Annotated in this window: 11 protein-coding genes; all 11 read left to right on the forward strand. The window is 45.5% G+C overall.

The features are described 5' to 3' along the window. Positions 1 to 112: 112 nt before the first annotated feature. The 11 genes from JXL83_04165 (at position 113) to JXL83_04215 (ending at position 13,986) form a co-directional block, all read left to right on the forward strand. Positions 113 to 1,846, forward strand: coding sequence for a hypothetical protein (locus tag JXL83_04165; protein MBN2363307.1), 1,734 nt, complete (start codon positions 113 to 115; stop codon positions 1,844 to 1,846). Positions 1,847 to 1,868: 22 nt separating this feature from the next. Continuing rightward, positions 1,869 to 3,593, forward strand: a complete 1,725-nt coding sequence (locus JXL83_04170) for a transglutaminase domain-containing protein (protein ID MBN2363308.1) — start codon at positions 1,869 to 1,871, stop codon at positions 3,591 to 3,593. 67 nt (positions 3,594 to 3,660) lie between these two features. After that, entirely contained in the window at positions 3,661 to 5,025 is a 1,365-nt protein-coding gene (locus JXL83_04175; GenBank protein MBN2363309.1) for a hypothetical protein, read from the forward strand. Further along, positions 4,971 to 6,530 (forward strand): hypothetical protein, encoded by a 1,560-nt coding sequence (locus JXL83_04180; GenBank protein MBN2363310.1) that lies wholly within the window; start codon positions 4,971 to 4,973, stop codon positions 6,528 to 6,530. Before JXL83_04175 ends, JXL83_04180 begins: the two co-directional genes overlap by 55 nt. Further along, positions 6,512 to 8,227: an arginine--tRNA ligase gene (gene argS / locus JXL83_04185; GenBank protein MBN2363311.1), complete on the forward strand. Its 1,716-nt coding sequence runs from the start codon at positions 6,512 to 6,514 to the stop codon at positions 8,225 to 8,227. Before JXL83_04180 ends, argS begins: the two co-directional genes overlap by 19 nt. Next, positions 8,228 to 8,644, forward strand: a complete 417-nt coding sequence (locus JXL83_04190) for an EamA family transporter (GenBank protein MBN2363312.1) — start codon at positions 8,228 to 8,230, stop codon at positions 8,642 to 8,644. Between the two features lie 38 nt (positions 8,645 to 8,682). Then, on the forward strand, positions 8,683 to 10,314 hold the full coding sequence (locus JXL83_04195) for a glutamate mutase L (protein MBN2363313.1): 1,632 nt from the start codon (positions 8,683 to 8,685) through the stop codon (positions 10,312 to 10,314). Further along, the gene (locus tag JXL83_04200) at positions 10,311 to 11,573 is read left to right on the forward strand and encodes a hypothetical protein (GenBank protein MBN2363314.1); all 1,263 of its coding nucleotides are present in this window, start codon (positions 10,311 to 10,313) and stop codon (positions 11,571 to 11,573) included. The genes JXL83_04195 and JXL83_04200 overlap by 4 nt, the downstream gene beginning before the upstream one ends. Continuing rightward, entirely contained in the window at positions 11,567 to 12,295 is a 729-nt protein-coding gene (locus JXL83_04205; protein ID MBN2363315.1) for a DNA repair protein RecO C-terminal domain-containing protein, read from the forward strand. The genes JXL83_04200 and JXL83_04205 overlap by 7 nt, the downstream gene beginning before the upstream one ends. 12 nt (positions 12,296 to 12,307) lie before the next feature. Further along, positions 12,308 to 13,189, forward strand: a complete 882-nt coding sequence (locus JXL83_04210; GenBank protein MBN2363316.1) for a phosphoribosylaminoimidazolesuccinocarboxamide synthase — start codon at positions 12,308 to 12,310, stop codon at positions 13,187 to 13,189. Between the two features lie 8 nt (positions 13,190 to 13,197). Continuing rightward, the gene (locus JXL83_04215; GenBank protein MBN2363317.1) at positions 13,198 to 13,986 is read left to right on the forward strand and encodes an inositol monophosphatase; all 789 of its coding nucleotides are present in this window, start codon (positions 13,198 to 13,200) and stop codon (positions 13,984 to 13,986) included.

Here is a 13,986-nt window from a genome sequence, read left to right on the forward strand (position 1 = left end):
CCACGGATTAAGAATCCGTTGCTCTGCCATTTGAGCTAGCAGCGCGTTATTTATCCTTTTGCTAACAGATAAACCTTTACCTGTCAATTAAAAAAACATATTATAACAAGCGATGTTACTTAATATAATGTGTTTTGCAGGATTGCTTTTCGGTTTTCAAAACCGGTATTTAGTCAATAACTCACTGACAAACGAAAGAAGCCTGTCTTCTTTGCTGTTCCAGCTCGATTCTCTCATAGCGAACGAGGAAGCGACAGATCAGCAGATATTTCTGCGCGCAATGATCGGACTCGAAAGAGGTCAGACATCATATTCTTTGGACCTTTTGAGAACAATCGAAGGTCGTCAGGGAGAAGCAGGATCAGCCGCCAGGACCGAGCTTTCAAGATGGACGCGGGGCGACACGTTCGACGCCCGCGTCGCTTTCGTCACAGACAGCGTAACAGAAGATTCCTTTATCAGACACGTCAGAGTTTTCACACATGATCAGATAGAAATACCCTACAACCCTCTCTATACGGAGGTTGCTCTCGAAAGGGCATGGACAATTGATTCGTCCATACCCGGCAACATGTTTTATGTTGATCTGATACCTGCCGAAAAAGAGACGGGAGGGTATTCGGTCTTTTACTTTGTACCCTCATCACGCGGAACCTGGGTCCACATAAAAATCTTCGGCGCTTTTTCGGGTATTGTTCCTGCCTTGCCTGATTTTTACGGAAAATCCTGCACCTACGAAATCATGTTCAAAGAAAACGGTGTTTATACGGCATTACCGGATTCGGAATTTCTTTTAAGTGTAATTGTGCAAAAAGCCGGTGAAAGTCTGAAAAACTTTGACACCGGCAATTTTAACTTCGAATCGGCCGAAAGCGCGTATTCGTATTTTTGTGACAATTTAGACATCACCGATATTCCGCTGAGCCTTTCATTTTTCAAATCGAGAAAAGCCGAAGACATTTTCAGACAGAAAAGAGCGACGCCTTTCGAAACAGCTCTTCTTCTCATGAAAACGATTGCCGGCGTGGAGAATATTGAAATCTACGCCGTAAAACCGAGAATTTTCACATATCTGACGGACGCTCAAAGCATTTCTGCTTTCGACAAGATATTGCTGAGATTGAACGACACTCTCTGGCTGGACGCCGATCTCGTGTCGCCGTTCGGACACCTCCCCGGTAATTATCAAAACGCTCTGGCAATCGACCTGTCGAGCGGCGATCTGACTATGACACCGTGGCTGGAACCCGGCAAATCTTCATGCTTCGTCGAACAGAAAATACATACCGGCAATACCGGCGCTTCATACTCCATAGAATTATCATTGACCGGTGATTTTTTCAGGTTGGCCTCAAATGACCCTGATTTCAGCGAAAAGATCAGGTCTCAAATTCTCGCGATGGGACCTGACGTATCTATCGACAAATTTTCCGTAGAAAAGACCCTGACTTCTATTAATTTTTCGGCCTCTTTTTCAGGCCGCGTTTTTTCCTACACAGATAATTATTTTGCAGTATATCTTTACAAACCTTCCGCTCTGCTTTCCATGCTGAGGCCGTCTCCTTCCGAAAGAAGCATTCTTTTTCCTTTTGCCGCCGAAGTAATTCAACGCACAGAAATTTCAGGAGAGTATTTGCCGATGACACCGAACGCCGCCGGCAAAGAAACATCTTTTTCGAGAGCCTCTTTGGAAATCAGCTCTTCGGCAGGAAGCGTTGCTCTGCTTTCCTCTGCTGTATTTTGGGGCGAAAGAATATCCTCCGAATCATATCCTGCTTTGGAAGAGTTCACCCGCTTCGTCCATGAAGACGTCTTTCCTGAGTTTTTAGTTTTCGAAAGGAATTGATTTGCAGATTTTTCCGCTTTTTTTGTTTTTCTTCCTTCTTCAATTCGAAGAACCCCCTGCAGACAGAATAATTTCAGCTACAGTCGTCTTTGAAAAAATAAACCGGGCTGAAACATACGATGTCGAAATGATCTTCACAGCGGGCTCTCCCAAAGAAGCCGGGCGTCTCGCTTACGTCGCGTACGATCAGAGCAGAAGCGCTTTGATACACTTCGACGTTTCCGGCGTTTCATCAGAGACAAATGAGGAGATACGCCCTCTCAGAACGGAACGGATTTCCTATTCCGCCGGAGCTTCACTTTCGTATTCGGGTTATGTCGAAGAATATGCCGTCTTTCCGGATTTTTACGGACAGGCTGTATTCAAATTGAACTACTCTTTGCTTACAGACAGCACAATCTGGGGAGAAGATTTCATTTTTTCCATACCCGTGGGTGATGAACTTCCGCTTGACACTCTCGATATCAAAGTCATATCCGAAAAGCAATTTACCTGGACTTCAGGCGGAGAAAACGGATCAATCGCTCCCGGGATTTCCGGACCCGAGACTCTTTTTGTCAGGTTCACTTCTCTCGAACCCATAGACCCCGATTTTTACCCTGAAAACACCGTCTTTTTTATCGCCAGTTCTTTTTTCAGCTTCAGACAGATAGCCGATAACTGCTTAAATCTTTTTTGCGGAAAATTACTGGCCGACGCTGAGGTCCGGGAAACAGCACAGAGCATATCGAGGGGGTATCCGAAAGAGGCAAAAGCGAGAAGAATTTTTGACTTCGTGTCTTCGTCAATTGATTATACGGCTCTGGAATGGGGATGGAGAGGTTTTTATCCGAACGAACCATCCGTCACCCTCTCTGAGGGAAAAGGCGACTGCAAGGATAAAGTCTCACTTTTGATAGCGATGCTCGGCTGTGCGGGAGTGAAAGCATGGCCCGCTCTGATAGCAACGAGGGGGACGCCAGACCTTTCATTCTCGCCGCCTGCGGTTTTTTTTAATCACGTCATAGCTCTCGTTGAGATCAACGGCGAAGCAATTTTTTGCGATCCCTCGAATCCCGGAGTGCCCTTCGGGGCTCTGCCCTTTGAAGACAGAGGAGTCACGGCCCTCGTGCTCTTCGACGATTCTTTCGCTCTAATGAAAACGCCTGACTCGTTCACAGACGAATACACGAGGATTGTCAGCGGATCGGTTTCCTCTGAAGGCGCGGCTGAGCTTACAGTTTCCGACACTGTTACTGGAGTCATCTCTTCCTTTTACAGAAGAGAGATACTTTCCCGGGGAACCTCTTCGGCTTATAACTGGTTTGCCCTGAAACTTCCCGGTTGGAAAATACTCGGCGCGTGGGCTTATTCCAATTCTCCGGTTTCGGCGGCAATCGGAGCACGGGTTTTCAGAAAAGCTTTGAGCGCCGGAATCAATTATTTCAACTTACCTCTCCTTTACATTGTCCCTCCGGCGACTGACGGTTATTACACCAACGGTCCCGTGAGATATTTTGTGGCTATGAGAGTTGCTGTTCCCGAAAACATTCAAGCCATCCTTCCGTCTGATTACTTTTACGAGGACAGACTCCTAAAAGTCGAATTCAAATACGAGAGAACTGCGGACAGTATTTTTGTGTTTCACCTGTTCTCAATAAAAAACGGTGTCGCCGACTCCGATGAACTCGAAAACTACGAAGAAAGGCTTTTTGAGCTAAATTTACTTTCTAAAAGACCGTTGCTGTTGATAAAATCCGATTTGTGACAAGTAAAATGTCTATTCATTTAGCGACGAATATAAACTATCATAGACAAAACAAAACGGAGTAAATATGAATGCTTTATTTTTGATTTTCTCTCTGGTCTTAGGGTCCAATTATGATCCGACGACATTGGTCTACCCCCCCGCGGGACATTCAGGCGGGTACAACAAGATTACTAATTTCACGATTTCAATGGTTCTCGGCTCGCACCTGACTTTCGACAATCCTCAGGGGGTCAGTATAGTTAAACTCATCGAGCACGACGACCTGTCGACAGACAGGGACGACGACGAGCTCGCTTTTTTCGCCGTCAACAGCAACAGAGGCCAGGTGATTTTCAACATAGGCTTCGAAGACGTCAACTACTGGGGCAGTACCGGCACGGGCCGCGACAATTTGTGGGAACCCATGGGCATTGCGGCGAATCCCGAGGGTGATGTCTACGTCGCAGACATGAACAATCACAGAGTCGTCAGGCTTAAATACGGAGCCGGCAAGCTTGAATACGTATCATCTCTCGGCGACGGCTTCGGCTCTTCGACCGGCCAGCTCGCTTTCCCATGCGGAGTCGCAATAGATAAATCGGGCAATGTCTACGTCACTGAGATCGGAAATGACAGGGTTTCTGTTTTCGACAATAACGGCGCTTTCGTAAAAGTAATGGGAGTCGGCTATCTAAACGACCCTTTCGGCATAGCTCTCATAGACAGAAAAGACGTGTGGAATTACTACAGGGACAAAGATTACCTGGTCGTCACAGACAATTCGAACAAACGTATTTCTATGTTCGATTTTGCCGGCAACAGATTGAAATCCGTTGACGGGCTCGACTTGGGTTTCGAAAACATTTCCCTCGATTACGCCGCGATTGATTACTACGGAATGATATATGTCACGGACACTGACAATTCACAGATCCACGTATTTTCGAGAGACCTCGTCCATGTTACGTCTTTCGGCAGGGAGGGCTCCGGCAAAAAAGAATTCATGTCGCCGAGAGGCATAGCTATATGGAAAAGGTTCGGACAATTCATAATACTTGAGGCTTCATCCGCCCAGTATTACTGGGCTGGTATAGATGGATACATCAAAGGCGCGTTCCCGTCTGTTTTTCATTCCATGATGCCTGGTTCTACAATAGCCATTTTCATCACTCAGCCTGCAGTAATAACCCTGACAGTGTATGACAGCCGCGGCGAAATCGTCAGGAACCTCCTTCCTGAATTCAAAGAGACTCCTGGTTACACGCAGGTTCTGTGGGACGGCAGGGACAATTCTTCGAACATAGTCCTGCCGGGTGTTTACACAGTAAAAGCTGACCTCGAACCGACGTATTCTTCGAGAAGTTACTTCAAAAAGACGCTCTCCGTCGAGATTGAATGCACCGAATCGATCCTCGATTTGAACAGAGAAGGACAACCATCGGATTCATAGGTCTTTACCTCATCATCGCGACGGTTTTCAGCGAAACAACTGTATTCGTCGACAGCGCCAGCGTCGAAATATTTTTTCAAGAACAAACGGCCGAGCGATTCAAAGTCGTAAAACCTTTGTACAATGGAACCGACTTATACGCATGGCTCGACTCCCCTGATTTCGATCCTTCTCCTTTTTTCTATTTTTTCGTGCCCCGGACAGGCGTTCAAAAAAATCTTTTCACTGCCGGAAAAAGAATTTTCATCGAAGACTTCCCTTTGTCAGAACCTGTTTTCGGCACGGACATTTACGACGGCGACCTGTCTTTTTTTCCGAATCCTGAATTTTCTTTTATGAGGCGCTATTTAAGATTCGGACTTTTTCAGGACAGAGACAGGCTTCCGAAAACCTATCTTTCTCACGGTAGAACAGGCGATGATTCTGAAAACTCTTCTGTTATTTTTACAAGAGATATTTTTGACGCTTCGAAGGCCTCTTTTGGAGGAAATCTCATAAGAGGAAGCGAGTACCTGCCTTTTTCGCATTACGAATCTCAAAAAGGATACATACGCATTCAAACGCATCTTAAACCGGTTTCGATTGACGGTTACGCTGTTCACAATTACGAAAGAGAAGGCCACAGAGATTCATTGCCGTCAAAAACCGTTTATGACCTGGGCTGTTTAACTTTAAAAAAATCTTTTTTCGGCGTCGAATACGGTTATTTCTTTTTCCGGGCGGAGGACTCTGAAAATGCAGTAACTGCGAAAATTCACAGCGCAGACTTGTTCGTTGAATTCAGCCCTCTGCGAGCTACCGATCTTCGCCTTTCTGCTGGCGTGACAGTCATCGACACGGGCGAAGAAAAAAGAATTTACGGATCGCGAATGTCTTTTTCCCGCGAAATATTCCGTTTGGTGTGGCTGAAAGCTGATCTTGAAGTTAAAAGCGATTCCACTCACGGAGCCGACGTGTCTTTACTTTTCAGACCGGCTCTGAATTTCTCTTTATACGGAGGGGTCTCGGAGTGCTACAATTCCCCGCCGATTTCCGCCCCGCTGAAAGAAGTGTCCCGCGAAAGAACATCCGCGGTTTTTTATGCCGGAGCAAGATATCTCGGTCCTAAAATAGAATTTGACGCTTCAGGCGGATATGTTTCGCGTCTTTCCGAATGGACTTTCGTGCAGAACAACTGGCGCGAATCAGAAACAGAACCTTTAGTCGAAGCGGCTTTCTATTCGGTCTACACTCCTATCAAGGACCTTAAAATTGGCGTTTTCGGATTTCGCGACTCGACTTACAAGGCTTGTCTCTTTTCCACCTATTCAAGAACACTCTTCAACGGCGATCTTGAAATTTCCCTTTCCCCCGGCACTATAGCAGATAAAACCGACTCGTACGATTATTACCCGTTTTTTCTTTTGAAAACCCGGATAATAAACCTGTTTTTTGACTGGAGAATTCAGTTTGACGAAAAAGACTTCCTCATAGATTATGGAGTTGTATGGCAGTTCACAAATTGAATATAATGAGCATCAGAGGATTCGTCGCTCAAAAACTTTCCGAATCTATCGGAATATCTTCCGACGAAGTGTCGCAAAACTTTTCCGATCCGCCCGATCCTTCTTTGGGAGACCTGGCTCTCAGGACTTTCTTTCTTGCAAAAAAAATGAAATTACCTCCACAATCCGTTGCGGCAGAGATCTGTAAAAAAAGCATATCTCCCGCTGAATTTTCCATGTGCCCCTCGGGTCCATACGTCAACATAACCCTGAACACGTCTTTCGTCTGTTCTCACGCCGCCGAAAGAGTTCTGTCCGCGGGCGACAGTTGGGGAACTTCCGACGAGGGGAGGGGTAAAACGGTTGTCATTGATTATTCTTCCCCAAACATCGCCAAACCATTCGGCGTCGGTCATTTACGCTCCACAGCCATAGGAGCGAGCCTATACAGGATTTTAAAAACAGCCGGTTATGAAGTCGTGGGAATTAATCACATCGGCGACTGGGGAACTCAGTTCGGCATCATATTGGCCGGATTCGAGACCGAAAAGATTGATTTGGATAAACTCGGCGCCGACGCTGTCAGAAAAGCATACGAAATATATGTAAAGTATTCCGCTTTTTCAGAAAATAATCCTGGATTCAGGGATAAAGCGAGAGACTGGTTTTCAAAGCTTGAAAATAACGACACAAAAGCGGTGAAATTCTGGGAAGCCGTCAAAAATTCAAGTCTGAACGAATTCAGAAAGACATATTCGAAGCTTAATATAAATTTTGATCACTACATTGGAGAAAGTTTTTACGCGAAAAATACAGACGAAGTCCTCAAATTTTTCGCCGAAAAAGGGCTTTCCAGAAAAGATCAGGGAGCTACGATAGTCCCTTTGGAAGAATACGATCTTCCGCCGGTTTTACTTACGAAATCTGACGGCTCAACTTTATACGCTACAAGGGAAATAGCTTCGGTTTTTTATCGTCTCAAAACTTTCAAACCAAGTAAACTGCTTTACGTAGTCGGAAATCCTCAGGAACTTCATTTCAAACAACTTCAAGCGATTCTTGAAAAAGCCGGCGTTCTCGAAAGGGACTTCATAATTCACGTCAAATTCGGGCACATTCAGGGCATGAGCACTCGAAAGGGAAATCTCGTTTTTCTCGAAGATCTGATGGAAGAAGCCAGCTTCAGAGCGCTGGCTAAAATAGAGGAAGGTCAGCACGCTTTGGGAGAAAAAGCCAACACCGAAGAACTTGCATTCAGCATAGGCGTGGGAGCGATAATATTCAACGACCTTAAAAACAAACGCGTCAGGGACATTGAGTTCGACTGGGACAGGGCGATGTCTTTCGAAGGCGAAACAGGTCCGTACCTTCAATACGCTCACGCGAGGATTTGCTCCATTCTCAGGAAAGCCGGCAAGTTCACCGAAAATCCTGTTTTCTGCTCCGCCCTCGAATCTGACGAGGAAAAAAGGCTTGCTCTGGCCATAGACGGATTTCCGGACACGGTCATGTCAGCGTCAACAGAATTTGAACCGTCCGTCGTCTCCAAATACCTGCTGGATTTGGCGGGACATTTTTCTACCTTCTATCATGCGCATAGAGTCCTTACGGGAGACGATAAAATTAGAGCTGCACGGCTGTCTCTTCTTAAAGCATGCAAATTGACCTTATCGAAGGGACTTCTTCTCCTCGGCATCGAACCTGTCGAGGCCATGTAAATGTTGTTTTTTTCCATTCTGGCCATATTGTGCTGGGGACTTTGGGGATTTTTCGGAAAGCTCGCAACCAGATACAATACCCCCCTCGTTATAACGGCAATCAACAATCTCATAGCTCCTGTTTACGGCATAATCATGCTGTTATTCATAAAAAACAAAACCAGTTCCATCAACATAAAAAATCCGGCCCTGCTTTTAATATTCCTTGTAATGACGGCCGGAACCATAGGATCTTACGCGTTTTACGCCGCGCTGTCCAGGGGCAGTCCATCCATTGTGGTGACGCTGACGGCGCTCTATCCTGCCGTGACAATAATACTTTCCGTGATTTTTTTCAAAGAATCCTTCACCTTGCTTCAGATCATAGGTTTCGCTCTGGTTTTTTTAGGCGCCTTGCTTTTGAACATTGGCAAATAAGACAATTCCTTTTATCATTAAAGAAAAAAAGACGACTCATGATTTTATCTTTTGACATAGGTTCAACTTTGACAAAGGCTCTTCTTTTCTCTGAAGAAGGACCGCTCGCCAAAGTCATCGTGCCGACCTCCCCTGACAACGACATCGAAATAACAGCCAAACGGGCAAGCTTTCACCTTGAAAAAAAATCAGGTTTTAACCTTATAAAAAAATCCGGAGAATTCCTTGTATCCGCGATTGCCTGCTCTTCGGTTGGAGGGGGATTGAACGCTCTGGCGGCTTCTTCCATCGGCTCAGTCAGCGGCAGAGCCGCTTCTCTTGTCCTGTCCCATTCAGGCACAAATGTCGTCGGATCTGTATCAAACGACGACGGATTGACATTCCCGGAAAGAGTCCGGAGCATTACCAATCTAAATCCTGACATAATACTGTTGGCGGGAGGAACGGAAGGAGAATGCATCGCCCCGCTGATCGAGATCGCAAAAACCGTTGCTTACGCTGTGCGCCTGATGAATCCCCGCGGCAACATACCTGTCGTTTACGCCGGAAACAGCAAGGCTCAGAGGACGATAGATCAGATGCTCAGCGGGATATGCAAACTTGAAATAGTCCCGAACATAATGCCGGATGAAGACACTTTGGACATATACCCCGCAGTTGATGAAATAAAAGATATGAGCAATAATATTCTGAGTTCAAAAAACCTTGGCTGGAGTAATTTTTTCCAGATGCTTTCGGAGCCTCTCGTTCCTTCATCGCTTTGTCTACTGAAAGCCGCGGAGTCTCTGCCGGCCAAAAAACACCTCACTATCATCAGCTCAGGCAGTTCTTCGTCCGAGCTTATCACGGTGAGGAGGGAAAATGAGACTTCTTCTATAATCCTGAAAAGATATTCGAGTCCGTGCGGTGTCGGAATAAAAGCAATGACCTCTTACAACAAACATTTTTCGGGTAAATCTTCAGCCTGGCTTCAACAGGACCACGACCCGGAAGTAACGGAAAACATAGTACGAAAGAGATCTTCGTTTCCCGCGATCACACCCGGAATTTTCGAAAACGAACTTCTTCATTCTATTTCGGCAGAGATCCTTTGTGATTTAGCCCAGACGGCTTTCGATAAAAAATACAGGCTGTCTGATGACATTTTTGCCGCTTCTTACCTTTTTTCGGCCTCAAAACCGGAAAAGGTTTATGAAACAGTTCTAAATTGCATTCAACCGACTGGATTTTCACGAATTCACGTTGATGAAGGCTACCTGACAAATTATGGACTGATGAAACTATTCGATGAAGGTTTTTCTTTCCTTCCCGATTTCAGGAATACCTGCCCCGTCGTTTCACTTGGCTTCAATTTCAAAAACCCCGGAACCGACGTCGCCCAGGTTGTCTTTTCAGCTAACGGAGAGAATGTGAGCGTCCCCATAAAATCGGGGGAATTAAAATTTCTGGATCCTGGATTTTCCGAAGCTGAAGTCACCGTAATTCCTTCGAGGTCAGTTGACGCAGGTGCCGGTGCGGGAGTACCGTCGAGCGGATTTGTCAAAATGTCCGAAGCAGGTATCCTGATAGATTCCCGCGGCAGGCCTTTATTCCCGGAGTTGTATCGTGAAAACTGGTTCCCGTCGCTTCAGTCCTGGAAGAAAAATTTAAGCTTGAGAGCTGTTTTGTGACAAGCTTCGCCGGTCTCGGAAAAATGACCTACAATCTAATCGCGCCTTTTCCCTCAAAGGCTCATTTTTCAGCAGGTGAAGAAGCGATCTTCGGCGAAATTGCACTTTCTTACTCCCCGAACGAGGAAGAGCTGTTCGTCAATTTCAGCGCGATGCTGACCACGGCAGATTTTTCATCAATCGAGAAAAGCTCGCTGGTCTCCTGCGGAGAGGAATTCGCTTTGTACAAAAATATTTTCGACAGAAAATATCTTCCAGCCGGCGCACAAACCCTAGCTCCTTTTCAAGGAAAGATAAAGTATTTTATATTGCCATACGGTAATGCTATTTGCACAAAAATCAACAGAAAAGAACTACTGGTAAACCTCAGCGACCCTCTCGAAACGACACCGAAAAAACTACTCAAAATGCTTAAGATTTCAAAACACTCAAAAGTTATTAAAGGGACCGTTCTCGCTGAAAGAATACTTCATGACAACATGACTTGGCTGCGCTCGGTGTCGCCTATAGACGGCGTAGTCGAGGATATTGACCTGTCCTCCGGAAATATCCTCATAAGACGCTTTGAATTCGATAAAACCGTTAAAATTCCTTTACCCGGTAAAGTAACCGGGGTGACGGAAACATCCTTCTGCTCTTCGATGACAGTGCAGTCTTCGGGTTACTTCATTAAAAGCTCGTTTTCGTTCGGAAAACCTCACCTTGGAAATCTTGTTTTGATACCAAATGATCCGGATGAAAGAAATGAGTTTTACAAAACAGGTTGTTTGGCTGAAAAAATCGCCGTCTTTGACGAAGCGCTTTCGCCAGAATCTCTCGATGAAGCTTTAAATTACGGTATAAAAGCCCTGGTCTGTCCTTCCATGGAAGACGAGACAAAAAAAATGCTTAAAAAAAAACCTCCGCCCATAACCGTCGCCGTTGTCTTTTACAAGGGAGTAAACAGATTCCCCGAAAGCATGATGACTTTTTTTGAAAAACACGAAAGCAAGCCGGCCGTAGTGTCGAGACCTGAAAATTTCGAAGAACTTATTTTTCATATTCCTTCACCGGACGCTGTTTCCGGCATACAACCGCTGATTTATCCCGAAATTTCGCAGGAAGTTCTCATCTGCGCAGGGCAATATGCGAACAAAACCGGCAAAGTCGTACATTCGGAAACTCACCGCGTACCACCGCGTTCCGATATTCCTACCGTAGGGATCAAGGTGCGTGGAACGAACGAAATCATTTTTGAACAGTTGAATGATTTATGGTAAACGAAAGATACAGCCAGACCGAGGCAATTTTACTGCGTGTTTTAAAATCGGGCGAAAGATCAAATTCCCTTTGCTTTTTGACCGAAAAAGAAGGTCTAATCTGGACTCAGATGAAACCTCAATCCGGTCATATTTCATCTGCAGGATTTGCCAACATTCCGTCCAGATTCAGAATAAACATTTACAGGACAACGAGAAACCGACTTTATGTCAGAGAAACGGTGGAAACAAATCCGTACAGACGGGTTCATGAAGATTTTGCAAAACTAAAAGCGTGTTGGCACGTTTTGTCTCCGCTTATAAAACTTGTTCAGCCCGGCCCTTCCGATGAATTCCTGTTCAGGTTAGCAGACAGGGCATTCAACGCTATATGCGGATCAGATTCGGAAATATCCGCCCTTCTTTTTATTCCGCCTTATTACGTCACTCTGATAAAGCATTTTGGCTACGGATTTCCATTGGAAATCTGCAAAAAATGCGGCTCCCGAAATGTCTCGCGCATTTCCCCTTCTTCAGGAGGGCTTATTTGTCCGTCGTGTTCATCTAAAATTACCGACTCCAAAACCATAGATCCTTTTTTACTTAAAAAAACCATGACAGCTGCAAACAGGAAATCTTTGGCAGACAAGTCCGAAAAGAAAACAATTGTTGCCCTGATCAAAAACCTTGAGTTATACTTGTTTAAACAATTTTCACAAAACTCACCAGACATTGATTTATGAAGTGGAGGGAGTATGTCTATTACCGTTGAAACCAATCTCGTGTCCGTCCCGCTTTTAACGAGAGGAAAAGTGCGGGACATATACATTTGCGAAAAAGACAAACTTCTGATAATTACGACAGACCGGATAAGCGCCTATGATGCAGTGATGAAGGAAGGGATACCGGGGAAAGGCGTGATCCTGAATTCTTTGAGTCTTTTTTGGAAAAACAGGTTTTCTGAATACATTCCCAACGACGTATTGGAATCCGACGTTGAAAAAATGGACTTTTTAACACCGGAAGAAAAAGATATTTGCAGGGACAGATGCTCTCTTGTCAGAAAACTCGATGTTTTCAAATTTGAGTTTATTGTCAGAGGCTATCTTTGCGGTTCGGCCTGGCAGATGTACAGCGAAAAAGGGAAAATAATCGATGTCGTGCCTCCTGTAGGATTGAAACTCGCATCAAAAATCCCGCTGCCCATTTTTACTCCGACGACCAAAGAGAATTCCGGTCACGACAGACCGGTGTCCTGGGACGAACTGGCTGAATCTTTGGGTGAATATATTTCCCTGCAGATAAAAGACATATCCGTAAATCTTTACAAAAAGGCTCTCGAGACGGCAACAAACAAAGGCATAATCATTGCCGACACAAAATTTGAATTTGCATGCGACAAAACGGGCGATCTGTTTCTCGTAGACGAAGTTCTCACACCTGATTCCTCGCGATTCTGGGCTGCCGAATCTGTCGTTCCGGGAACCACTCCTCCTTCACTCGACAAACAGACACTGAGAGACTGGCTGGACAAGCAGGGCTGGGACAGAAATCCACCCGTTCCTGCCATACCTGAAACAGTAATAGACAAAATCTCTTTCGTTTACAAAGACATACATTCAAGGCTCCTGAATTGACTTTTCCAATGCGGGATCTGCAGTCCGTCATGACGGAAGCGGGTGGTTATCTTATGGAAAACATAAATGACGTCCGGGAAGTTTTTCAGAAAAGGAAATTCGACTATGTCACTGAAAAGGATATCTGGACCGAAAATTTTCTCAGAAAAAAACTTTCTGAAATTCTGCCCGGGTCGGGATTTCTAGGAGAGGAAAAAGGATCGGACTCTTTGCCGAACAATGGTGTCCGATGGATAGTGGATCCTCTGGACGGAACCACAAACTACATTCATGCCGTCCCTTTTTTCTCCTTGTCAGTCGCTCTCGAAAAAGACGGCGAAGTCACTGACGGAGCCGTGTATTGTCCCTGGCTCAATGAATTTTTCTCGGCATCTTCGGGGCAGGGAGCGTATCTGAACGGGGACAAGATATCTGTTTCCTCGATATCATGCGTGGAAGGCGGTCTTTTCGCGACCGGATTCCCGTTCAGAGTCCATGAAAAACTTGAAAGATACCTGGCCAGCTTCAAATCTGTTTTTTTGAAAGCATCGGGCATCAGACGCTGCGGCAGTGCCGCCCTCGACCTGTGTTTCGTGGCGTGCGGAAGATTCGATGGTTTTTGGGAAGACAACCTGTCAGCCTGGGATATTGCCGCCGGAATGCTGTTAGTTCGGGAAGCCGGAGGCGAAGTGACCGATTTTTCGGGCAACCCGTGTCCTCACGAAAGCGGCAGCGTAATTTGCTCAAACAAGAATATTTTCCCGGAGTTTTTCAAAACCGCCGCGGAGACATACACAAATTTTCGAGAAGGGAGATGA

The sequence above is a fragment of the candidate division WOR-3 bacterium genome (assembly GCA_016934535.1).
Lineage (GTDB): Bacteria > SDB-A > SDB-A > SDB-A > SDB-A > JAFGIG01.